Origin of the sequence: Streptomyces blattellae (genome assembly GCF_009709555.1) — a bacterium.
Taxonomy (GTDB): domain Bacteria; phylum Actinomycetota; class Actinomycetes; order Streptomycetales; family Streptomycetaceae; genus Streptomyces; species Streptomyces blattellae.
In genome coordinates this window covers 15305-38569 of the sequence record NZ_WJBG01000252.1, presented here as the reverse complement: position 1 = coordinate 38569, position 23265 = coordinate 15305, and the positions used below count along the sequence as shown (strand labels likewise).

General features: G+C 68.5%; 22 protein-coding genes and 1 pseudogene. 2 read left to right on the top strand and 21 right to left on the bottom strand.

The features are described 5' to 3' along the window. Positions 1-217: 217 nt before the first annotated feature. Positions 218-541: an STAS domain-containing protein gene (locus GFH49_RS38050; protein ID WP_155060612.1), complete on the bottom strand. Its 324-nt coding sequence runs from the start codon at positions 539-541 to the stop codon at positions 218-220. 149 nt (positions 542-690) lie between these two features. After that, complete coding sequence (locus GFH49_RS38045) at positions 691-1539, bottom strand: 3-hydroxyacyl-CoA dehydrogenase family protein (RefSeq protein WP_155060611.1); 849 nt, start codon at positions 1537-1539, stop codon at positions 691-693. Between the two features lie 251 nt (positions 1540-1790). On the opposite strand from GFH49_RS38045, the gene GFH49_RS38040 reads away from it, so the two are divergent. Next, positions 1791-2363: a cob(I)yrinic acid a,c-diamide adenosyltransferase gene (locus tag GFH49_RS38040; protein WP_155060610.1), complete on the top strand. Its 573-nt coding sequence runs from the start codon at positions 1791-1793 to the stop codon at positions 2361-2363. 163 nt (positions 2364-2526) lie between these two features. After that, entirely contained in the window at positions 2527-4353 is a 1827-nt protein-coding gene (locus tag GFH49_RS38035; RefSeq protein ID WP_155060609.1) for a glycoside hydrolase family 18 chitinase, read from the top strand. 79 nt (positions 4354-4432) lie between these two features. Here GFH49_RS38035 and GFH49_RS38030 read toward each other — a convergent pair whose 3' ends face one another. The 19 genes and pseudogenes from GFH49_RS38030 to GFH49_RS37940 form a co-directional block, all read right to left on the bottom strand. Beyond that, positions 4433-4879, bottom strand: a complete 447-nt coding sequence (locus GFH49_RS38030) for a DUF2550 domain-containing protein (protein WP_155060608.1) — start codon at positions 4877-4879, stop codon at positions 4433-4435. A gap of 129 nt (positions 4880-5008) precedes the next feature. Next, positions 5009-5383, bottom strand: a complete 375-nt coding sequence (locus GFH49_RS38025) for a F0F1 ATP synthase subunit epsilon (RefSeq protein WP_155060607.1) — start codon at positions 5381-5383, stop codon at positions 5009-5011. A 109-nt stretch (positions 5384-5492) separates the two neighbouring features. Further along, positions 5493-6929 (bottom strand): F0F1 ATP synthase subunit beta, encoded by a 1437-nt coding sequence (atpD, locus tag GFH49_RS38020; RefSeq protein WP_155060606.1) that lies wholly within the window; start codon positions 6927-6929, stop codon positions 5493-5495. Beyond that, positions 6930-7847, bottom strand: coding sequence for a F0F1 ATP synthase subunit gamma (locus GFH49_RS38015; RefSeq protein WP_155060605.1), 918 nt, complete (start codon positions 7845-7847; stop codon positions 6930-6932). Positions 7848-7868: 21 nt separating this feature from the next. After that, the gene (gene atpA, locus GFH49_RS38010) at positions 7869-9461 is read right to left on the bottom strand and encodes a F0F1 ATP synthase subunit alpha (RefSeq protein WP_155060604.1); all 1593 of its coding nucleotides are present in this window, start codon (positions 9459-9461) and stop codon (positions 7869-7871) included. A gap of 130 nt (positions 9462-9591) precedes the next feature. Next, the gene (locus tag GFH49_RS38005; protein WP_155060603.1) at positions 9592-10416 is read right to left on the bottom strand and encodes a F0F1 ATP synthase subunit delta; all 825 of its coding nucleotides are present in this window, start codon (positions 10414-10416) and stop codon (positions 9592-9594) included. Then, positions 10413-10967: a F0F1 ATP synthase subunit B gene (locus GFH49_RS38000; protein ID WP_196218277.1), complete on the bottom strand. Its 555-nt coding sequence runs from the start codon at positions 10965-10967 to the stop codon at positions 10413-10415. The genes GFH49_RS38005 and GFH49_RS38000 overlap by 4 nt, the downstream gene beginning before the upstream one ends. 39 nt (positions 10968-11006) lie before the next feature. Beyond that, positions 11007-11231, bottom strand: coding sequence for an ATP synthase F0 subunit C (atpE, locus tag GFH49_RS37995; RefSeq protein WP_155060602.1), 225 nt, complete (start codon positions 11229-11231; stop codon positions 11007-11009). A gap of 74 nt (positions 11232-11305) precedes the next feature. Next, on the bottom strand, positions 11306-12130 hold the full coding sequence (gene atpB, locus GFH49_RS37990; RefSeq protein ID WP_155060601.1) for a F0F1 ATP synthase subunit A: 825 nt from the start codon (positions 12128-12130) through the stop codon (positions 11306-11308). A gap of 225 nt (positions 12131-12355) precedes the next feature. After that, complete coding sequence (locus GFH49_RS37985) at positions 12356-12802, bottom strand: Cg1360 family ATP-synthase-associated protein (protein ID WP_155060600.1); 447 nt, start codon at positions 12800-12802, stop codon at positions 12356-12358. 299 nt (positions 12803-13101) lie between these two features. Next, positions 13102-14448 carry an MraY family glycosyltransferase gene (locus GFH49_RS37980; protein ID WP_155060599.1) on the bottom strand — a complete coding sequence of 449 codons (1347 nt, stop codon included), beginning with the start codon at positions 14446-14448 and terminating at the stop codon, positions 13102-13104. A gap of 139 nt (positions 14449-14587) precedes the next feature. Beyond that, a complete protein-coding gene (gene glyA / locus GFH49_RS37975) occupies positions 14588-15832 on the bottom strand; it encodes a serine hydroxymethyltransferase (RefSeq protein ID WP_155060598.1) in 1245 nt (414 codons plus the stop codon). 344 nt (positions 15833-16176) lie between these two features. Next, complete coding sequence (locus tag GFH49_RS37970) at positions 16177-16845, bottom strand: arsenate reductase/protein-tyrosine-phosphatase family protein (protein ID WP_155060597.1); 669 nt, start codon at positions 16843-16845, stop codon at positions 16177-16179. Further along, positions 16842-17489 carry an L-threonylcarbamoyladenylate synthase gene (locus GFH49_RS37965; protein WP_155060596.1) on the bottom strand — a complete coding sequence of 216 codons (648 nt, stop codon included), beginning with the start codon at positions 17487-17489 and terminating at the stop codon, positions 16842-16844. The genes GFH49_RS37970 and GFH49_RS37965 overlap by 4 nt, the downstream gene beginning before the upstream one ends. Before the next feature lie 61 nt (positions 17490-17550). Then, positions 17551-18390 (bottom strand): peptide chain release factor N(5)-glutamine methyltransferase, encoded by an 840-nt coding sequence (gene prmC, locus GFH49_RS37960; RefSeq protein ID WP_155060595.1) that lies wholly within the window; start codon positions 18388-18390, stop codon positions 17551-17553. Positions 18391-18494: 104 nt separating this feature from the next. Continuing rightward, positions 18495-19571 (bottom strand): peptide chain release factor 1, encoded by a 1077-nt coding sequence (prfA, locus tag GFH49_RS37955; RefSeq protein WP_155060594.1) that lies wholly within the window; start codon positions 19569-19571, stop codon positions 18495-18497. A gap of 105 nt (positions 19572-19676) precedes the next feature. Beyond that, positions 19677-19898, bottom strand: coding sequence for a 50S ribosomal protein L31 (gene rpmE / locus GFH49_RS37950; RefSeq protein WP_030042685.1), 222 nt, complete (start codon positions 19896-19898; stop codon positions 19677-19679). 140 nt (positions 19899-20038) lie between these two features. Continuing rightward, positions 20039-21175 (bottom strand): LCP family protein, encoded by a 1137-nt coding sequence (locus GFH49_RS37945; protein WP_155060593.1) that lies wholly within the window; start codon positions 21173-21175, stop codon positions 20039-20041. A gap of 216 nt (positions 21176-21391) precedes the next feature. Beyond that, positions 21392-23172, bottom strand: a pseudogene (locus GFH49_RS37940) (trypsin-like serine protease). Positions 23173-23265 lie beyond the last annotated feature (93 nt).

Genomic DNA, 23265 nt, shown 5'->3' with positions numbered 1-23265 from the left:
CCCTCCCGGCCTGTTGCACACCGCGCTGTCGCTTCTGGTCCGGGCCCACTCGAAGGGATGTCAGGCAGCGGGCGACCGAACCCTAAACCTTCGCACAGTATCTACGACAGCCCGGGGTACCGCGCCGTCCGAGACGTCACAGTCTCGTGCGGATTGTGTGCGTCGTACGTTTCGCAAACGGAACGTACGACCTGCGGCGTACCCCTTGAGCCGGGCGTCACACGCGGGGCAGTGATTCCACCCCGATGCCGCCCTCGATGGCCAGGATCCGGTGCAGCCGGGTAGCCACCAACAGGCGCTGCATCTGCGGCGGTACGTCGCGCAGCACCAGGCGCCGGCCGCAGCGGCCGGCCCGCCGGTGGGCCCCCATGATCACGCCGAGTCCGGTGGCGTCCCAGGAGTCCAGCTCGGACAGGTCCAGCACCAGATCGCCGACTCCGTCGTCGACGGCCGAGTGCAGGACCGTACGGGCGTCCGCCGCGCTGCGGACGTCGAGGCGGCCCCCGACGACCAGCTCGGCGTGGTCGCCCCTGATGAACATATGCGCTCCCCTGGTGCGTCTGATGTCTCCGCGTGGTGATGCCCAGTGATGCAACCTCTGACTGTGTGGAGTGGTCTGAGGTTGCCATCTGTAAGCGAACCGATACCGAATTCACCCCACGGAGTGATACTCCAGGGGCATGTGCGGTTTCAGTGCTTGTAGAAGCCCTGCCCGCTCTTGCGCCCGATGTCACCGGCGTCAACCATCCGGCGCATCAGCTCGGGCGGGGCGAACTTCTCGTCCTGGGACTCGGTGTAGATGTTGCCGGTGGCGTGCAGCAGGATGTCGACGCCCGTCAGGTCGGCGGTGGCCAGGGGTCCCATGGCGTGGCCGAAGCCCAGTTTGCAGGCGAGGTCGATGTCTTCGGCGGTGGCGACGCCCGACTCGTAGAGCCTGGCGGCCTCGACGACGAGGGCGGAGATCAGACGGGTGGTCACGAACCCGGCCACGTCCCGGTTGACGACGATGCAGGTCTTGCCGACGGACTCGGCGAACTCCCGTGCGGTGGCGAGGGTTTCGTCGCTCGTCTTGTAGCCGCGGACCAGCTCGCACAGCTGCATCATCGGTACCGGCGAGAAGAAGTGCGTACCGACCACCCGCTCCGGGCGCTCCGTCACGGCCGCGATCTTGGTGATCGGGATGGCGGAGGTGTTGGAGGCGAGGACGGTGTCGTTCCGCACGATCTTGTCCAGGGCACGGAAGATCTCGTGCTTGACTTCCAGCTTCTCGAAGACGGCCTCGACGACGATGTCCGCGTCCGCGGCGGCGTCCAGGTCGGTGGTCGCGGTGATCCGGGCGAGGGCCGCGTCGGCGTCGTGCGCCTCCAGCTTGCCCTTGCTCACGAACTTGTCGTACGACGCCTTGATCCCGTCGGTGCCCCGCTTCAGGGCCTCGTCGGTGACGTCGCGCAGGACGACGTCCCAGCCCGCCTGCGCGGAGACCTGGGCGATACCGGAACCCATCAAGCCGGCGCCGATGACGGCAAGCTTCCGTACCACTGTGCGACTCCCCTATGAACGCTTACAGCCTGTTTATTTGTGCCTCTCCGGCGGACCCTAGCGGCAGCGAGGGGCTGTGTGACCTTGTTAGTAACGCGTGTCACGTCTCACGGCGTGAGACAGTCGTCACGTCTCGCCGGACGGACTGATTCCGTGCGGTTTCACGCCGGTTGGCGCTTCGTGGACGGGGCGGCGCCGAGGTCTCCACGCCCTGCGACCCGCACCATGGGCGAGCGTCTAGATTGGGTCACATGGTCAATCTGACGCGCATCTACACCAGAACCGGCGACCAGGGCACCACCGCCCTCGGCGACATGAGCCGGGTGGCCAAGACGGATCTGCGGATCTCGGCGTACGCGGACGCCAACGAGGCGAACGCGGTGATCGGTACGGCGATCGCGCTCGGCGGGCTCGCCGAGGAGATCGTCAAGGTTCTCACCCGCGTGCAGAACGACCTGTTCGACGTGGGCGCGGACCTGTCGACGCCGGTGGCGGAGAACCCGGAGTTCCCGCCCCTGCGGGTCGAGCAGTTCTACATCGACAAGCTGGAGGCGGACTGCGACCGCTTCAACGAGCGGCTGGAGAAGCTGCGGTCCTTCATCCTCCCCGGCGGCACCCCGGGCGCGGCCCTGCTCCACCAGGCCTGCACGGTCGTACGCCGGGCGGAGCGGTCGACGTGGGCCGCGCTGGAGGTACACGGAGAGGTCATGAACCCGCTCACCGCGACCTACCTCAACCGCCTCTCAGACCTGCTCTTCATCCTGGCCCGGACGGCCAACAGCGGCGCCGGAGACGTGCTGTGGGTCCCGGGAGGGGAGCGCTGACTCCCTTCCAAGCGGCAGCACCGGCACAGGAGTTGGGGATCTGGCAGAGCTTTGGGAATAACTGGTCTGGACCTATTGACCTGTGGTACAGACCTTTCTATTCTCGCGGCACCGTGGGCGTGAAGGCTCAGTCCCGCCCCCAACCCCCCTGAGGAGGCGCACGATGCGCTTCAGACACAGAGCGGTCGCAGGGTTCGCGACCCTGCTCCTCCCCCTCGCCGGCCTGGTCGGGCTCGCAAGCCCCGCCCAGGCGGCCACCTCCGCCACCGCCACCTACGCCAAGACCCAGGACTGGGGCACCGGCTTCGAAGGCAAGTGGACCGTCAAGAACACCGGCGACACCACCATCAACTCCTGGACGGTCGAGTGGGACTTCCCCTCCGGCACGTCCGTCACCTCGGCCTGGGACGCCGACGTCACCTCCGCCGGCACCCACTGGACCGCCAAGAACAAGTCCTGGAACGGCACCCTCGCCCCCGGCGCCTCCGTCTCCTTCGGCTTCAACGGCACCGGCTCCGGCGCCCCCGCGAACTGCAAGCTGAACAGCGGCAGTTGTGACGGCGGCCCGACGGTCCCGGGCGACAACCCGCCGTCCGCCCCCGGCACCCCGGCCGCCTCCGACATCACCAGCACCTCGGTGAGACTGAGCTGGAGCGCGGCCACCGACGACAACGGCGTCAAGAACTACGACATCCTGCGCGGCGGCACCAGGGTCGCGACGGTGACCTCGACCTCGTACACCGACACAGGTCTGACCGCCGGCACGGACTACTCGTACACCGTCCAGGCCCGCGACACCGCCGACCAGACCGGACCGGTCAGCGGCGCCCGCGCGGTCCGCACCACCGGCGGCACCACCGAACCCCCGCCCACCGGTGACAAGGTCAAGCTCGGCTACTTCACCGAGTGGGGCGTCTACGGCCGCAACTACCACGTCAAGAACCTGGTGACCTCCGGCACCGCGTCGAAGATCACCCACATCAACTACGCGTTCGGCAACGTCAAGAACGGCCAGTGCACCGTCGACGACACCTACGCCGCCTACGACAAGGCCTACACCGCCGACCAGTCCGTCAGCGGCACCGCCGACACCTGGGACCAGCCGCTGCGCGGCAACTTCAACCAGCTCCGCCAGCTGAAGGCCAAGTACCCGCACATCAAGGTGCTGTACTCCTTCGGCGGCTGGACCTACTCCGGCGGCTTCGGCCAGGCCGCGCAGAACCCGGCCGCGTTCGCCGCCTCCTGCAAGGCCGTCGTGGAGGACCCGCGCTGGGCCGATGTCTTCGACGGCATCGACATCGACTGGGAGTACCCGAACGCCTGCGGTCTGACCTGCGACACCTCCGGGCCGGCGGCCTACAGGAACCTGATGTCGGCGCTGCGCACGGAGTTCGGCCCCGACTACCTCGTCACCTCCGCGATCACCGCCGACGGCTCCTCCGGCGGCAAGCTGGACGTCGCGGACTACGGCGGTGCCTCCCAGTACGTCGACTGGTACAACGTGATGACGTACGACTACTTCGGCGCCTTCGACGCGGACGGCCCCACCGCCCCGCACTCGCCGCTCACCTCCTACCCCGGCATCCCGACGGCGGGCTTCAACTCCGCCGACGCGATCGCCAAGCTGAAGTCGAAGGGCGTGCCTTCGAACAAGCTCCTGCTCGGCATCGGCTTCTACGGCCGCGGCTGGACCGGCGTCACCCAGTCCGCCCCGGGCGGCACGGCGACCGGCGCGGCCCCGGGCACGTACGAAGCCGGCATCGAGGACTACAAGGTGCTCAAGAACTCCTGCCCGGCGACCGGCACCGTCGCCGGCACGGCGTATGCCCACTGCGGCAGCAACTGGTGGTCGTACGACACTCCCGCGACGATCGCCGGGAAGATGTCCTGGGCCAAGAACCAGGGCCTGGGCGGCGCGTTCTTCTGGGAGTTCAGCGGTGACACCAGCGACGGCGAGCTGGTGACCGCGATCAACAACGGGCTCTCGTAAGCGACCTAAACGACCTAAGCGACGTTGACGCTCCCCCAGACTTCGTCCGGTAGGACCCCCACCCAGCGAGTGAATGTGGCTACGCCACATTCACTCGCTGGCCGGGCGGGGCTGCCTCAAGCCACGCGAGGAAACCGGTCAGCGCGTCTTCGCTCATCGCGAGTTCCAGGCGCGTGCCCCGGTGCAGACAGGTGAGGATCACCGCGTCGGAGAGCAGCGCCAGCTCCTCCTCGCCCTCGGGGAGCCGGCGGCCGGCCACCTCGATCGCGGCACGCTCCAGGATGCGGCGGGGGCGGTAGGCGTAGGAGAAGACGCGGTACCACTCGACACGGTCGCCGTTGTAGCGGGCGACGCCGTAGCTCCAGCCCTTGCCGCTGGTGTCGGGTTTCTCGGGGACGTCCCAGCGCAGGGAGCAGTCGAAGGTGCCGCCGGAGCGCTGGATGAGCCTGCGGCGCAGACCGAAGACGAACAGCCCCACCACCACGAGGGCGACGACAATTCCGCACACAGTCAGAGCGAGGACCATCGGCACCGACCTCCTCGTCTCCTCGGTAACGGAATGGAAAAAACACCCACATTCGCCTCAGCCGCGGCTGGTACCGGATCGCTCCGGTTCCAGCCGCGGCTGAGTGACGTCATCACGCGGTGAGCAGTGTCAGCTCGCCGCCGCCGCACGCAGTCGTACGTCCGCGCGCCGCTCGGCGGTGGCATCGCCCTCCGCCTTCGCGCGTTCGAGCTCCCGCTCGGCGCGCTGGACATCGATCTCGTCCGACAGCTCGGCGATCTCGGCCAGCAGCGACAGCTTGTCGTCCGCGAACGAGATGAAACCGCCGTGCACCGCGGCGACGACCGTCTCACCATCACTCGTACGGATGGTCACCGGGCCCGACTCCAGCACACCGAGCAGCGGCTGGTGACCGGGCATGACGCCGATGTCGCCGGACGTGGTGCGCGCGACGACCAGCTTGGCCTCGCCGGACCAGACCTCTCGGTCGGCCGCGACCAGCGCGACGTGCAGCTCAGCAGCCAAGGGTGGCTCCTCGGGTCACCACCCGGCGGTAGTGCCGGGTGTTGGGTCAATTCTAAAGGGCGTGAGAGAGGGGGCGGGGCGCCCCCGCCCCCTCGTCAAGAACGCGAGGTCAGGAGACGCCCAGCTCCTTGGCGGCGTTCTTCAGGTCCTCAAGACCACCGCACATGAAGAACGCCTGCTCCGGGAAGTGGTCGTACTCGCCGTCGCAGATCGCGTTGAACGCCGCGATCGACTCCTCAAGGGACACGTCCGAACCGTCCACGCCGGTGAACTGCTTGGCGACGTGGGTGTTCTGGGACAGGAAGCGCTCCACGCGACGGGCACGGTGGACGACGAGCTTGTCCTCCTCGCCGAGCTCGTCGATACCGAGGATCGCGATGATGTCCTGGAGGTCCTTGTACTTCTGCAGGATCGTCTTGACGCGCATGGCGGCGTCGTAGTGGTCCTGCGCGATGTAGCGCGGGTCCAGGATGCGGGACGTGGAGTCCAGCGGGTCCACGGCCGGGTAGATGCCCTTCTCGGAGATCGGACGGGACAGCACCGTCGTCGCGTCGAGGTGGGCGAACGTGGTGGCCGGGGCCGGGTCGGTCAGGTCGTCCGCGGGGACGTAGATCGCCTGCATCGAGGTGATCGAGTGACCACGGGTCGAGGTGATGCGCTCCTGGAGGAGACCCATCTCGTCGGCCAGGTTCGGCTGGTAGCCCACCGCGGAGGGCATGCGGCCGAGCAGGGTCGACACCTCGGAACCGGCCTGCGTGAAGCGGAAGATGTTGTCGATGAAGAACAGCACGTCCTGCTTCTGGACGTCACGGAAGTACTCGGCCATGGTGAGGCCGGCCAGCGCGACGCGCAGACGGGTGCCCGGGGGCTCGTCCATCTGACCGAAGACCAGCGCGGTCTTGTCGATGACGCCCGAGTCCGACATCTCCTCGATGAGGTCGTTGCCCTCACGGGTGCGCTCACCGACACCGGCGAACACGGAGACACCGTCGTGGTTGTTGGCGACGCGGTAGATCATCTCCTGGATGAGCACCGTCTTGCCGACGCCGGCACCACCGAACAGGCCGATCTTTCCACCCTTGACGTACGGGGTGAGAAGGTCGATGACCTTGACGCCGGTCTCGAACATCTCGGTCTTCGACTCAAGCTCGTCGAAGTTCGGCGCCTTGCGGTGGATGGTCCAGCGCTCACCGTCGTAGGTCTCGTCGACGTTCAGCACCTCACCGAGGGTGTTGAACACCTTGCCCTTGGTGAAGTCGCCGACCGGGACGGTGATGCCCGTGCCCGTGTCGGTGACCGCGGCCTGGCGGACCAGACCGTCGGTGGGCTGCATGGAGATGGTGCGGACCAGGCCGTCACCCAGGTGCTGGGCGACCTCCAGGGTCAGCGTCTTCTTCTCGCCGTCCTTGGCCGGGTCGGCCACCTCGACGTGAAGGGCGTTGTAGATGTCGGGCATCGCGTCGACGGGGAATTCCACGTCGACGACCGGGCCGATGACCCGGGCGACGCGGCCCGTGGCAGCGGCCGTCTCAACTGTCGTCGTCATTTACCTGTCACTCCCCGCGCTCGCGTCGGCCAGGGCTGCGGAGCCACCGACGATCTCGCTGATTTCCTGGGTGATTTCGGCCTGGCGGGCCGCGTTGGCAAGCCGCGAGAGCGACTCGATGAGCTCTCCCGCGTTGTCGGTGGCCGACTTCATCGCGCGCCGCGTGGCGGCGTGCTTGGAGGCGGCCGACTGGAGCAGCGCGTTGTAGATACGGCTCTCCACATAGCGCGGCAGCAGGGCGTCGAGGACGTCCTCCGCCGTGGGCTCGAAGTCGTAGAGCGGAAGGATCTCGCCCTTGGGGGCTGCTTCCTTGGCTACCTCTTCGAGGCTGAGCGGCAGCAGACGGTCACCGAGGGCCGTCTGCGTCATCATCGAGACGAACTCGGTGAAAACGATGTGGAGTTCGTCCACGCCGCCGTCCGCGGTCTCCTTCTCGATGGCCTCGATCAGGGGAGCCGCGACCTTCTTGGCGTCCGCGTACGTCGGCTCGTCGGTGAAGCCGGCCCACGACTCCGCGACCTTGCGCTCACGGAAGTTGTAGTGGGCCAGCCCGCGCCGGCCGACGATGTACGTCTCGACCTGCTTGCCCTCGCGCTCCAGGCGCTCGGTCAGCTGCTCCGCCGCCTTGATGGCGTTGGAGTTGAAGGCACCGGCGAGGCCACGGTCGCTCGTCAGCAGCAGCACCGCGGACCGGGTGACCGTCTCGGCCTGCGTGGTCAGCGGGTGCTTCGTGTTCGAGCCGGTACCCACCGCCGTGACCGCGCGGGTGAGCTCGGTCGCGTACGGCGTGGAGGCCGCCACCTTGCGCTGCGCCTTGACGACGCGCGAGGCGGCGATCATCTCCATCGCCTTGGTGATCTTCTTGGTCGCGGTGACGGATCGGATGCGACGCTTGTAGACCCGGAGCTGGGCTCCCATGAGTCAGGTCCCTTCCTTACGTCACTTGGAGACGCTGACGGCAGTGTCCTCGCCGAGCAGCTTGCCGTCCGAGGTCTCGAACTGCTTCTTGAACTCGGCGATGGCGTCGGCGACGGCGGTGAGGGTGTCGTCCGACATCTTGCCGCCCTCCTTGATGGAGGTCATGAGGCCCTGCTCCTTGCGGTGCAGGTACTCAAGGAGCTCCTTCTCGAAGCGGCGCACGTCGGCGACCGGAACGTCGTCCATCTTGCCGGTGGTACCGGCCCACACGGAGACGACCTGGTCCTCGGTCGGCATCGGCTGGTACTGAGCCTGCTTCAGCAGCTCGACCATCCGCTGACCGCGCTCCAGCTGCGCCTTCGACGCGGCGTCCAGGTCGGAACCGAACGCGGCGAACGCCTCCAGCTCACGGAACTGGGCGAGGTCGACGCGGAGCCGGCCGGAAACCTGCTTCATCGCCTTGTGCTGCGCGCTGCCACCGACTCGGGAGACGGAGATACCGACGTTCAGCGCGGGGCGCTGACCGGCGTTGAACAGGTCCGACTCCAGGAAGCACTGGCCGTCGGTGATGGAGATGACGTTGGTCGGGATGAACGCCGACACGTCGTTGGCCTTGGTCTCGACGATCGGCAGACCGGTCATCGAGCCCTTGCCCATGTCGTCGGAGAGCTTCGCACAGCGCTCCAGCAGACGGGAGTGCAGGTAGAAGACGTCACCCGGGTAGGCCTCACGGCCCGGCGGGCGGCGCAGCAGCAGGGACACGGCGCGGTAGGCGTCGGCCTGCTTCGAGAGGTCGTCGAAGATGATGAGGACGTGCTTGCCCTCGTACATCCACTGCTGGCCGATGGCCGAACCGGTGTACGGCGCAAGGTACTTGAAGCCGGCCGGGTCGGACGCCGGGGCGGCGACGATGGTCGTGTACTCCAGGGCGCCGGCGTCTTCGAGGGCACCACGCACGGAGGCGATGGTCGAGCCCTTCTGGCCGATGGCGACGTAGATGCAGCGGACCTGCTTGTTCACGTCGCCCGAGCGCCAGTTGTCGCGCTGGTTGATGATCGTGTCGACGGCCAGGGCGGTCTTGCCGGTCTGCCGGTCACCGATGATCAGCTGACGCTGGCCGCGGCCGATCGGGGTCATCGCGTCGACGGCCTTGTAGCCGGTCTCCATCGGCTCGTGCACCGACTTGCGCTGCATGACCGTGGGGGCCTGCAGTTCGAGGGCGCGGCGGCCGGTGGTCTCGATCTCGCCGAGGCCGTCGATCGGGTTGCCGAGCGGGTCGACGACGCGGCCGAGGTAGCCCTCGCCGACGGCCACGGAGAGGACCTCACCGGTACGGGAGACCGGCTGACCCTCCTCGATGCCACTGAACTCACCGAGGACGATGGCGCCGATCTCGCGCTCTTCCAGGTTGAGCGCGAGGCCGAGGGTGCCGTCCTCGAACTTCAGCAGTTCGTTGGCCATGGCCGAGGGCAGACCCTCGACCTTCGCGATGCCGTCGCCGGCAAGGGTGACCGTACCGACCTCCTCGCGCGAGGCCGCGTCCGGCTTGTACGACTGGACGAAGTTCTCCAGCGCGTCCCGGATCTCCTCCGGCCGGATCGTGAGCTCCGCCATCTGGGTTCCCTGCTCTCCTTGTTGGGCCCGAAGTTTCACTTGGGGGGATGGGGACTCCCCCCTGAAAGAGGTGAATCCTCTGCACGGCCCAACCGGGCCGTAGGTACACGTACTGCTTATGAAGTTGCTGCTAGCTCGCCAGGCGGCGGCCGGCGTCCTCGATGCGGTCCGCGATCGAGCCGTTGATGACCTCGTCACCGACCTGCACCCGGATCCCGCCGACGACCCCGGGGTCCACATCCAGGTTGAGGTGCATCGGACGGCCGTAGAGCTTCGCCAGGGCGGCGCCGAGGCGCTGCCTCTGCCCGTCGCTCAGCGGTACCGCCGAGGTGACCACGGCCACCATCCGGTCCCGGCGCTCGGCGGCGAGCTTGGACAGGGACTCCAGTCCCGTCTCCAGGCTACGTCCCCGCGGCACGGTCACAAGGCGCGTCACCAGACGCTCGGTGGTCCCGGCCGACCGGCCGCCGAGCAGGCTGCGCAGCAGCTCGCCCTTGGCGGAGGCCGTCGCGGCCCGGTTGGTGAGCGCGGCGCGCAGCTCGGTGTTGGAGGAGACGATCCGGCCGAACCGGAACAGCTCGTCCTCGACGTCGTCGAGCGTGCCCGCCTTCTGGGCCGCGGTGAAGTCGGCGACATCGGCCAGCTCCTCCAGCGCGTCCACCAGGTCGCGCGACTGCGACCAGCGCGAGCGCACCATCCCGGACAGCAGGTCGCCGGCCTCGCCGCTGACCTGGCCGCCGATGAGGCGCTGAGCCAGGTCGGCCTTGGCCTCGCCGGACTGCGCCGGGTCGGTCAGGACCCGACGCAGCGACACCTCGCGGTCGAGCAGCGCGGTGAGGGAGGCCAGCTCGTCGGCGAGCGAGCCGGCGTTGACGGCCGTGTTGTCCGTCAACGCGTCGAGACGCTCGCGTGCGGCTGCCAGAGCCTCGCGGCTCGCTCCGTGCGGCGATGTCATCGGGCCGCCTCGGCCTTCTCCTCAAGCTCGTCGAGGAAGCGGTCGATCACCCGGCTCTGCCGGGCGTGGTCCTCAAGGGACTCGCCGACGAGCTTGCCGGCCAGGTCGGTGGCGAGCTTGCCGACGTCCTGGCGCAGCGCCGACGAAGCGGCCTTGCGGTCGGCCTCGATCTGGGCGTGACCGGCGGCGATGATCTCCTCACGCTGCCGCTGGCCTTCCGCGCGCATCTCGGCGATGAGCGTGGCGCCCTGCTCCTGCGCCTCCTGGCGCAGACGCGCGGCCTCGTGCCGGGCCTCGGCGAGCTGGGCCTTGTACTGCTCAAGGACGCTCTGGGCCTCGGTCTGCGCGGCCTCGGCCTTCTCGATACCGCCCTCGATGGCCTCGCGACGCTCTTCGAGAACCTTGTTGATGGTCGGGAGGAGCCTCTTGGCGAGGAAGCCGAAGACGATGACGAAGGCGATCAGGCCAATGACAACTTCCGGCCACGGCGGAATGAGGGGATTCTCCTTCTCACTCTCACTCGCCAGGAAAACCAGGGCGCTGTTGTTCACATCAGTGCCTTTCGTCAGTGTCGGTCGTCAGCGTTCGTCTTAGTAGACGAACGGCATGACCAGACCGATCAGGGCGAGCGCCTCGCAGAAGGCGAAGCCCAGGATCTGGTTGGCGCGGATCAGACCGGCCGCCTCGGGCTGGCGGGCGAGAGCCTGGGTGCCGTTACCGAAGATGATGCCGACGCCGACGCCGGGGCCGATGGCCGCGAGGCCGTAACCGACGGAGCCGAGGTTGCCATCGACAGCAGCAAGCATCTGGGACATGCCAGTTCTTCCTTCTCTTTACGGACCGGCGGGGGTTGACCACCGGACGACTATGGGGGTTCGGGAGGCGGTGCTCAGTGGTGCTCGGCGAGCGCGCCCTGGATGAAGGTGCAGGTCAGGAGGACGAAGACGTACGCCTGAACCGCCTGGATGAAGAGCTCGAAGGCGGTCATCACGATGACCATCACGAACGAGACGGCGGAGTAGGCGATGCCGATGCCGTTCAGCATGTACCAGCTGGCGATGGTGAACAGCAGCAGCAGCGTGTGGCCGGCGAACATGTTCGCGAAGAGTCGCACCGCGTGCGTGAAGGGGCGGACCAGCAGGTTCGAGAAGAACTCGATGGTCATGGCCAGCGGCAGCACCGGGCCCAACGACTTGTCGTAGCCGGTGAAGTTCTTGAAGGCGCCGACGAAGCCGTGCCGCTTGAACGTGAGCGAGACCCAGGTGATGTAGACGATCAGGGCCAGGATCGCGGGGTAGGCGATGATCGACGTCACCGGGAAGGCGGCGACCGGGACGATCGACCAGACGTTCATCATCCAGATGAAGAAGAACAGGGAGACGGCGAGCGGAACGTACTTCTCGCCCTCCTTCTTGCCGATCGTCTCGTAGACGATGCCACGGCGTACGAAGTCGTAGCCCGCCTCGGCGACCATCTGGAGCTTGCCGGGGACGACCTTGGGCTTGGCGAACGCGGCCCAGAAGAAGCCCACCACGATGATGGAGCCGAGAAGGGCCAGCAGCATCGGCTTGTTGAAGTAGACGCCGTTGCCGTCGGCGTCACCCACGAGCGGCTCGAACAGGAACGAGTGCAGGCCCGGAGCCGGGAAGCCACACCCGTCGAACAGGTGGCAGTCGGTCTCGAAGGCGAGCGTCTGCGTCGGGTCAGCACTCACCGCGGGCTCCTTCAGCGTGGCGCATAGGTACGGCAACCTCGTTGTGTCGGCGCGGCATGAGGCCGCGGTTCGGCACGGGACTGGTGTTACGGATATGGGGGCGGCTGTGGGGCATCTCGCCCTGCGTGTGAGCAGGCGTCAGCTCAGATGCCCGCGCCCGCGATGCCGCAGTTGGCACCGGACGATAGCAGGGTCTCTCATGCGCCTTTATTCCGGCCCTACCTCTCACGACGAGTGCCCCGTCTTTTCGGGCTTGTCGCCGTGCTTGGGGGCGGACGAGTCCGGTTCGACGTAGAGGATCTTGGACTTCATGTGGGCATACGTCTGCATGGCGATCCAGGCGAGGGTGCCGGCGACGAGTGTGAGGGCGAAGGCCCGGGGGTTGAACAGGGTGGTGTCCCGGAACGCGGCCATGAAGATGAACAGCAGAAGGATCTGTGCCGAGTACAGCATCAGACCCATCGCCTGGAAGAGGTGCGGAAGCGATTTGGCAGTGCGCTGCAGAACGTAGAGGCCGATCCCCATGAAGAGGATCACCACCAGCGTCGCGACGACGGCCCCGATCGCCCCTTCGCCGCCGGCGACCACACCGCTGACGACGGCGGCGATCGCGCCGACGGCGACTGTGGGCACAGCGGCCTGGAGCAGGATCCGGACGTCATTGGACGGCATGGCGGCAACTCCGCTTTCGCAGGGGGGCAGGGGTGTCGTCATGGACGAGCGTAGCCCCGGGTGGGGAGTGGTCCTCACGCCAATGTGCCGTCGTATGACGGCCCTTGGCTGGGTCCCGGGGTTCTCGTGAACCGTATCACAAACTATTTGATGAGGTCTTTACCTAGTGGCTGTGCTGGGTGTCACACATGAGAGTGACAGTGCGCGTCTGTGCGGAAACGGCGCCACTTTGTCTGGTATTGGGAGCTTCGTTCCCCCACGAGTTGGCAATGCTCTCGTCAGATTCTTACCTTGAAGCGTCAGCGCGACGTTCCGGCCTTGCGCCGGTCCAGCAGCCGGGCACGGGCACCGAGAGCGGTAGAGCCGTTGACTCCGTTGCCTCCGTTGACCCGGGAGACGCCTGCGGCGACCGGGGTGCGGGGTTCCTCGACGACCGGAGCGACCGCCTCCGGGGCCGGCTCGACGGCAACCTCCTTGCCCCTGCGGCGGTAGCGCGGCGGCATGAGGCCCTCGGCCCAGCGCGGGGCGCTCGGGGTGAAGCGGGGCAGCAGGAGCAGGACCAGGCCGATGGCGCTGAGGAAGACGATGCTGAGGACGATCCACATCGACGCCGAGTTCACCGAGTAGGCGAGCGCGCCGAACGCGATCAGCGCCGACCAGAAGTACATGATCAGCACCGAGCGGCTGTGGGAGTGGCCGATCTCCAGGAGGCGGTGGTGGAGATGGCCGCGGTCGGCGGCGAACGGGGACTGGCCCCGCCAGGTGCGGCGCACGATCGCGAGGATCAGGTCGGCGGCCGGGATGGCGATGATCGTGAGCGGCAGCAGCAGCGGGATGTAGACCGGCACCGTCTGATGCACGGCCGCCTTCTCGGAGCCCGCGAACAGCTTGAGCGCGTCCGGGTCGACCTGTCCGGTGATGGAGATCGCGCCCGCCGCCAGCACCAGCCCGATGAGCATCGAGCCGGAGTCGCCCATGAAGATCCGCGCGGGGTGCATGTTGTGCGGCAGGAAGCCCAGGCACATGCCCATCAGGATCGCCGAGAACAGCGTGGCCGGGGCGGCGGCCTCGATGCCGTACGAGACCCAGACGCGGTAGGCGTAGAGGAAGAACGCGGTCGCGGCGATGGCGACCATGCCCGCCGCGAGGCCGTCGAGGCCGTCCACGAAGTTCACGGCGTTGATGGTGATGACGACGAGCGCGACCGTCAGCAGGGTGCCCTGCCACTGGGTCAGCGCGACGTTTCCGACGCCCGGGATCGGCAGCCACAGGATGGTCAGACCCTGCATGACCATGACGCCGGCGGCGATCATCTGGCCGCCCAGCTTGATCAGGGCGTCGATCTCGAACTTGTCGTCCAGGACGCCGATCAGCCAGATCAGGGCCGCGCCGGAGAGCAGGGCGCGCGGTTCGTTGGACTCGGCGAAGACCTGGTTCAGGTTGGTGAGGTGGTCGGCGGTCAGGAGGCCCGCGCACAGGCCGAAGAACATCGCGATCCCGCCGAGCCGCGGAGTGGGTTCCCGGTGCACGTCACGGGCCCGGATCTCCGGCATCGCCCCGGCCACGATCGCGAACTTCCGTACCGGCCCTGTCAGCAGGTACGTCACCGCGGCCGTGATGCAGAGCGTCAGCAGGTATTCACGCACAGGCTTCCCCACAGGTCTCGCTGGCCATCTCAGCCCACACCCTAGCGACGGTCTCATACGGAGCGCATATGTGTGGGGACAACCGGGTAGCGACGATGGTTGCACGCGTGGCTGTGCACTGGGTGGCGCCTACCCCCGCTCAGCCGGGATACGGCGGAAATCTACCGGCCAGCTCCCGCACTTCTTCACGAGCCTGCTGGCTCTCGACCGCGCCGCGCAGCACCCCTGCGCACAGGGCGGCGATGTGTCCCATCTCCTCCTCTCCCATGCCCTGAGTGGTGACCGCCGCCGTGCCGAGGCGCAGGCCGCGGGCGTCGCCGTGCGGCAGCGCACAGCAGTCCATGACCATCCCGGCGGCGGCGAGCCGGCCCCGGGCGGTCCGCCCGTCGACGCCGAGGGGTACCGGGTCGGCGGTGATGAGATGTGTGTCCGTGCCGCCCGTGGTGACGACCAGCCCTTCGGCGGCCAGTCCCGCCGCGAGGGTCCTCGCGTTGGCGACGACCTGATGGGCGTACACGGTGAAGGCGGGAGTGGCGGCCTCGCCGAAGGCGACCGCCTTGGCGGCGATGGTGTGCATCTGGGCGCCGCCCTGGGTGAAGGGGAACACGGCCCGGTCGACCCGCTCGGCGAGTTCGTGGCCGCACAGGATCATGCCGCCGCGCGGACCGCGCAGCACCTTGTGCGTGGTGGCGCAGACGACATCGGCGTACGGCACCGGGCTGGGCGCCGCTCCCCCGGCGACCAGCCCGATCGGGTGCGCGGCGTCGGCGATCAGATAGGCGCCCACCTCGTCGGCGACCTCGCGGAACAGGGCGTAGTCGATGTGCCGCGGATAGGCGATGGACCCGCACACGATCGCCTTGGGCCGATGGGTACGGGCGAGGGTGCGCACCTGGTCGTAGTCGATGAGCCCCGTCTCCGCGTCCACCCCGTGGCCGATGAAGTCGAACCAGCGGCCGGAGAAGTTCGCGGGCGAGCCGTGGGTGAGGTGGCCGCCGTACGGCAGGCCCAGCGCGAGGACGGTGTCGCCGGGCCGCAGCAGGGCGGCGTACGCGGCGAGCACGGCCGACGATCCGGAGTGGGACTGCACATTGGCGTGCTCCGCCCCGAACAGCGCCTTGGCCCGTTCGACGGCGATGCGCTCGGCGACGTCGACGATCTCGCAGCCTCCGTGGTGCCGGGCCCCGGGATACCCCTCCGCGTACTTGTTGGCGAGCGGCGACCCGAGCGCCGCCAGCACCGCCGGTGACGTGAAGTTCTCGGCGGCGATCAACTGCAGCGTCGTCGACTGCCGCTCCAGCTCCCCCAGCAGAATCCCGGCCAGTTCCGGGTCCTGGCGGCGCAGGACATCGGCATCGGCCTCAAGGGTGTGGCTGACCGTCATGATGGGCTCCGGGGGCGACGCTTGTAAGGACTCGGTTCGCCGTGCTGACGCGTAGCTCCAATGTAGGCCCGCGCTCCCGGGGACGCGCGGTTGTCACGTCCTGGCGGGCACACCGGCGAGCGCGCTGACGCCCGGATCCAGCGCCTGGTCCAGCCGCCCCGACTCAGCTCCCCCACATCACGCGCGCAGCCACCCCGGTCAGCGCCGTCACCACCGGATCCAGCGCCCGGTCCAGCCCCACCCCCCAACGCGCCCCTCGCACCACTCGGCCCAGGCGGGCCTCCCAGGCTTCGGAGCGCTGCGCCGGACTCCGTCCGCCGGCCCAGCTCCCCCCGCGTCACGCGTCACGCGCGCGCAGCCACCCCGGTCAGCGCCGTCACCACCGGATCCAGGGCCTGGTTTATCTCGTCGCCGATGGAGCGGAAGAAGGTCAGCGGGGCGCCGTACGGGTCGTACACCTCGTCTGCTTCCGCCGTGGGCGCCAGGAGCCACCCGCGTAGAGCTGCCGCGGCTCGCACCAGGGCGCGTGCCCGGGCGACCATGCCGTCCTCCAGCGGGGGCAGGGTCGCCGGGTCGATCGCCTTCACCAGGCGGGTGAACTCCTTGAGGGTGAAGGTCCGCAGGCCGGCGGAGTGCCCCATGGAGATGACCTGCGCCCGGTGGTCGCGGGTGGCGGTCAGCACCAGGTCGGCGCGGATCACGTGCTCGTCCAGCAGTTCCCGCCCGACGAACCCGGAGGGGTCCGCGCCGAAGTCGGCCAGCACCGTCTCCGCGTTGGCCTCCATGGGCGCTCCCTCATGGCCCCAGGTGCCCGCGCTCTCCACGATCAGCCCGCCCCACAGCGGGTCGCCGAGCCGGTCCGCCAGGGCATGACGGGTCAGCCGCTCGGTGATCGGCGAGCGGCACACGTTGCCGGTGCTGACGTGGAGGATGCGGAAGCTGTCCAGTGGAAGCCCGAAGGTCCCCGTCTCTTCCCCGTTCCATATGCCACGCCCCGCGTCAGGGGCTGTCAATTGGCCACCTCAAGGTCGGGGACGACCTTGCGCAGCTCCTCCGCCGAGATGGCGCCCGCTCGCAGCAGCAGCGGCACTTCGCGGGTGACGTCGACGATGGAGGAGGGCACGTTGCCGGGCGTGGGCCCGCCGTCGAGGTAGACCGACACCGAGTCGCCCAGCATGCCCTGCGCGGCGTCACAGTCCTCCGGCGCCGGGTGGCCGGTGAGGTTCGCCGACGACACGGCCATCGGGCCGATCTCGGTGAGCAGTTCGATGGCGACCGGGTGCAGCGGCATGCGCACGGCGACCGTGCCCCGGGTGTCCCCCAGGTCCCACTGGAGGGACGGCTGGTGCTTGGCGACCAGCGTCAGCGCGCCCGGCCAGAAGGCGTCGACCAGTTCCCAGGCCAGCTCGGAGAAGTCCGTGACGAGGCCGTGCAGGGTGTTCGGGGAGCCGATGAGCACCGGGGTGGGCATGCTGCGGCCCCGCCCCTTGGCCTCCAGCAGGTCGCTGACGGCCTCCGAGGAGAACGCGTCGGCCCCGATGCCGTACACCGTGTCGGTGGGGAGGACCACGAGCTCGCCACGGCGGACGGCGGACGCGGCCTCACGCAGACCGGTGATGCGGTCGGTCGCGTCGTTGGTGTCGTATCGCCGTGCCATATCTAGCGGGCCTCCTCGTACACGTACGTCACGTGCTTCGGGACAACAGTCTGCGGGCTGGTCACGGCAGCGCCTTGCGGGCGGTCGCGAACCGGGGGCGGTTGTTGAGGTCGGGGTGGTCGGCCGCGTCGGCCCACCCCCGCTCCTCGGTGAAGATCCACGGCACCTGACCGCCCTGGGTGTCGGCGTGCTCGATGACGACGACCCCGCCGGGGCGCAGGAGCCGGTGTGCGGTCCGTTCGAGGCCGCGGATGAGGTCGAGGCCGTCCTCGCCGGAGAACAGGGCGAGTTCGGGATCGTAGTCCCTCGCCTCGGGTGCGACGTACTCCCATTCCGTCAGCGGGATGTACGGCGGGTTGGAGATCACCAGGTCGACCTGGCCGTCGAGGTCGGGGAAGGCGGTGAGGGCGTCACCCTGACGCAGGTCGACCCTGGACCCCGCCATGTTCTTGCGCGTCCACTGAAGGGCGTCCTCGGACAGCTCCACGGCGTGCACACGGGAGCGCGGGACCTCCTGGGCGAGGGCGAGCGCGATGGCGCCGGAGCCGCTGCACAGATCGACGATGAGCGGCTCTACGACGTCCATGGCGCGTACGGCGTCTATGGCCCAGCCGACGACCGACTCGGTCTCCGGGCGCGGGACGAACACCCCGGGGCCGACGTGGAGTTCGAGATAGCGGAAGTAGGCCCGCCCGGTGATGTGCTGGAGCGGCTCGCGCTGCTCACGGCGCGCGATGACCTCCCAGTACCGGGCGTCGAAGTCGGCGTCCCGCACGGTGTGCAGCTCGCCCCGCTTCACGCCGTGCACGAACGCGGCGAGTTCCTCCGCGTCGTTGCGCGGCGAGGGCACGCCGGCGTCGGCGAGCCGCTGGGTGGCCTGGGCTACCTCAGCGAGCAGCACGCTGCGGGGGCTTGAGGGTCGCCCCCCAAATGATGGCTGCACGCATGTCCTCCGGTACTGGTCCTTCTCGTACGTCCGTCAGGGGGTGCCCATGAGAACGTCCCCTACGCGGCTGCGAGCTTGGCGGCCGAGTCCGCGTCGACGCAGGCCTGGATCACCGCGTCGAGGTCGCCGTCCAGGACCTGGTCCAGGTTGTACGCCTTGAAGCCGACGCGGTGGTCCGAGAGGCGGTTCTCCGGGAAGTTGTACGTACGGATCTTCTCGGAGCGGTCGACGGTGCGGACCTGGCTGCGGCGGGCGTCGGCGGCCTCCTTCTCCGCCTCCTCCTGCGCCGCGGCGAGCAGCCTGGAGCGCAGGATACGCAGTGCCTGCTCCTTGTTCTGCAGCTGGCTCTTCTCGTTCTGGCAGGAGGCGACCACTCCGGTGGGAATGTGCGTGATGCGCACGGCGGAGTCGGTCGTGTTGACGGACTGTCCGCCGGGTCCGGAGGAGCGGTAGACGTCGATACGGAGGTCGTTCGGGTTGATCTCCACGTCGACCTCCTCGGCCTCGGGGGTCACCAGGACGCCGGCCGCGGAGGTGTGGATCCGGCCCTGGGACTCGGTCGCCGGGACACGCTGCACGCGGTGCACCCCGCCCTCGTACTTCAGCCGGGCCCAGACGCCGTGCCCGGGCTCGGTGGCGCCCTGGCCGCCCTTCGTCTTCACGGCGACCTGGACGTCCTTGTACCCGCCCAGCTCGGACTCGGTGGCGTCGATGATCTCGGTCTTCCAGCCGACGCGCTCGGCGTACCGCAGATACATGCGCAGCAGGTCCCCGGCGAAGAGAGCGGACTCGTCGCCGCCCGCGCCCGCCTTGATCTCAAGGATCACGTCCTTGTCGTCGCTGGGGTCGCGCGGGACGAGGAGCAGCCGCAGCCTCTCCGTCTGCTCCTCACGGTGCTTCTCCAGCTCCTTCACCTCGGCGGCGAACTCCGGGTCGTCGGCGCCGAGTTCACGGGCCGTCTCGATGTCGTCGCCGGTCTGCTTCCAGGAGCGGTACGTGGCGACGATCGGGGTCAGCTCGGCGTAGCGCTTGTTCAGCTTGCGCGCGTTGGCCTGGTCGGCGTGGACCGACGGGTCGGCGAGCTTCGTCTCCAGGTCGGCGTGCTCGGCGACGAGCTCCTCGACGGCCTCGAACATCTCTGGCTCCTGTGGTGCGTACGTGGGTGAAGGGCGGGCGACCAAAAACGCCGGTCCCGGCACGCCGAAGAGGGGCGCGGCCGTGGACCGGCGAAAGGAGGCTCGCTACTTCTTGGAGCCGGCGGCCTTGCCGAAGCGGGCCTCGAAGCGGGCCACACGGCCACCGGTGTCGAGGATCTTCTGCTTGCCCGTGTAGAACGGGTGGCACTCGGAGCAGACCTCGGCGCGGATGGTGCCGCTGTCGATCGTGCTACGGGTGGTGAACGACGCGCCGCAGGTGCAGCTGACCTGCGTCTCGACGTACTCGGGGTGGATGTCGCGCTTCAAGGGTGTCTCCTAGTTTCGGGAGGGCGCCGGGTCGCAGCCGCGGGATGCGGAGGCGTGAACCGGAGCCGACGTACCAGTCTGCCAGGACTGGGGCCATCCCCCAAAACGGGGGGTTGCGGTGATCTATTCCCGGCAGCGCGCTACGAGGTCACCACGCCGTTCGCCTGGCCTGTCGCCGTGCCCTTCGTCGCCGACTTCGGGATCGGCTTGTCGTTCTTCAGGGCCGTCCAGACCTGCTGGGCCTTGGCGTCGTCGACGAGGACGCGGTTGGCGTCGGCGGTGTCGTACTGCACCGGCATCGTGACCATGTTCATGTTCTTCGTGTCGATGCCCCTGAGGCCGTTGGCGAAGGACATCAGGGAGGTGACCGAGCCGAGGTCGGAGTCGGTGGTGATGGTCTTGGTTGCGGTGTCGGCGAGGTCGTACAGCTTCTTCGGGTTGGTGAAGACGCCGACGTCCTTGACCTCCTCGACGAGCGCCTTGATGAAGGCCTGCTGGAGCTGGATCCGGCCGAGGTCGGAGCCGTCGCCGACGCCGTGCCGGGTGCGGACCAGGCCGAGTGCCTGCTCGCCGTTGAGCCGGTGGGTGCCGGCCGGCAGGTCCAGGTGGCTGTCGGGGTCGTTGATGGCCTGGCTGGTGGTCACCGTGACGCCGCCCAGCTCGTCGATGAGCTTCTGGAAGCCGCTGAAGTCGACCTCCAGGTAGTGGTCCATGCGGAGGTCGGTGAGCGACTCGACGGTCTTGACCGCGCAGGCCGCGCCGCCGGTGGCGTACGCCGAGTTGAACATCACGTCGGTCGCGGCGTCGTGGGTCTCGCCGTCGGTGTCGGTGCACTCGGGCCGGTCGATGAGGGTGTCGCGCGGGATGGAGACGACGCTGGCCTTCTTGCGGCCCTCGTAGACGTGCACGACCATCGCCGTGTCGGAGCGGGCGCTGCCGTCGTCGGCGCCGCCGCCCAGCTCCTGGTTGGAGCCGGACCGGGTGTCGGAGCCCAGGACGAGGATGTTCTCGGAGCCGTTGTCGGCCTTGGCCGGCCGGTCGGCGCCGAGAGCCTGGTCGATGTCGACGCTGTCGATGTTGCCGTTGAGCCTGAAGTACACGTACCCGGCGCCGGTGCCGCCCACCAGGAGGATGCCGCCGGCCACCCAGGCCGTGACGAGCAGTCCCTTGCGGCGCTTGCCGCGGGGCTTGCGGCGGCGGCCCTTGGCGCGGCGGCGCCCACCCGTGGTCCCGGCCCCACCCGGTATGCCGGGGTCCGGTGTGCTCTCGGCAGACATGTGCTCCTCGGTTCTCCGACGGGTCGGTTACCCCCCGCGTTCAGGGTCAGGCCCGGGCGAAGCGACATGGATCGCTCCCTCTTCGTTCTGACCGGTCAGACGGGGAAACCCGGGAAAGGGTTGCACAACGCGCTGTGCCCACCGCGTGGGACGGTGGGCACAGCGCGTGACCGGCGGTGCCGGATGCACCGCAATTCATCTGCTGTTTCTGCTGTTTCAGCCGAAGATGTCGTACTGCTTGAAGTCCGTCCCGACCGAGATCCTTGTGGCAAAGATCTCGCTCGTGGCGTTCCCGGTGCCCTTGTACAGATAGAGCGTGCCGCCGGGCGTACGGGCCAGGAAGTCGGCCTTGCTGTCGCCGTTGACGTCACCGATCGCGTCGAAGGCGTTGTAGGTGGTGTTGCTCCAGGTGCGGACCTTCACACGGGCCGAGAAGGGGCTGGAAGTTTTGCCGGTGCCCTTGTACAGGTAGACCGCGCCGGTGCTCCTGTTGCGGGCGATCACGTCGGCCTTGCCGTCGGCGTTGAAGTCGCCCTTGCCGCGCAGGGTGTTGTACTGGTTCCAGCCCGAGCCCGACCCGACCTGCGTACGGGCCGCGAAGGAGCCGTTGCCCTTGCCCGGGTAGAGCCACAGCTTGCCGCCGGAGTCCACGGACAGCAGGTCGGGCAGGTAGTCGCCGGTCAGGTCGCCGGGGGTGACGATCCGGGTGCGGGTCTTCCAGTTGTCGTAGATCTGCTTCTCGGTCCACACCTCGGTGGAGCGCACGTAGTGCATCCAGTAGACGTCCCCGGTGGAGGCGACGCGGTACACGAAGTCCTGTACGCCGTCACGGTCGAGGTCGGTCTGGAGGACGGTGTTGACGCCGGTCCAGTTGCCGAGGCTCTGCCGGGCGCCGAACGAGGTGCCCTTGGAGTCCTTCTCGTAGCCGGTCTTCGTGGACGCGTTGCGCACGAACAGGTCCGCCTTGCCGTCGGTGTAGCTCATGTTGGCGTCGTCGACCTGCGGATAGGCGGCACCGACATACGACTTGACCTTCGCGAAGACGCTGTACGCGCCCTTCTCGACGCAGTCCACGACGCCCCAGGAGACGACACCGACGATACGGGCGCTGGTACCGGTGCCGACGACCAGCGGGCCACCGGAGTCGCCGTTGCACGCGGACGTCGTACCGCTGTCGCTGCCGCTGGCGGGGTTGCCCGCGCACACCATGTGGTTCTTGACGAAGTCGGCGCCGTAGTAGCCGGCGCAGGTGGTGTCCGACTGGATCGGCAGCGTGGCCGTCTTCAGGGTCTGGGAGATGTCCTGGGTGGTGGAGCTGGTACGGCCCCAGCCGTAGACCTTCGCATTGGTGCCGGCGGCGTACGAGGCGGTGTCGCCGGACGTCGTCATGCGGATCGGCGTCGTCTTGACCGGCGTGTCCAGGGTGATGACGGCGATGTCGTTGTCGATGGTCAGCGCGCTGTACGACGGGTGAGTCCACTGGCGCAGCGGCAGCGAGACCGTGCCGTCGGTGTTGCCCTCGTCGTCGGGCAACGTCGGGGTCCCGGTCACCACCGCGCCGTAGGCGGCCCAGTTGTAGCCCTTGACGCAGTGCGCGGCGGTCAGGATCTTCGTCGGCGCGACGACGGTGCCGCCGCAGAAGAAGCCGAGGTCGCTTGCCTCGTCGTAGTACCAGAGCTGGGCCATCCACGGTGCCGAGGTGATCGTCGTGGTGGACCCGCCGATGATCTTCGCGTCCACGGAGGTGCCTGCGCTCAGGGACGACCTGCCGGTCGTCTCCCCGCGGTGTCGTCACCGGCGGCCGCACCGGCGACCCGCTTCTCCAGCTCGGCGGCCGAGACCGAGCCGACGGCGGGTTTGACCGTCGGCTTCGGAAGCGCCGTGGCGGCGTCGGCGGAACTCGTCAGCAACGCGGCGGCGACGGCGGCGGCCACTCCGGCCGCGGTGAACGGAAGAGCGATCCGCAACCGGCGTCTGTGCCGCCCGCCCCCAGACATGGATGTACCCACTCAAGTCCCCCCTCGGGATCAGAAATGCGGACCGCGGATTCGAAAAGCAGTCCGAGCCGCGTGATCGTACACCGGCTGCAG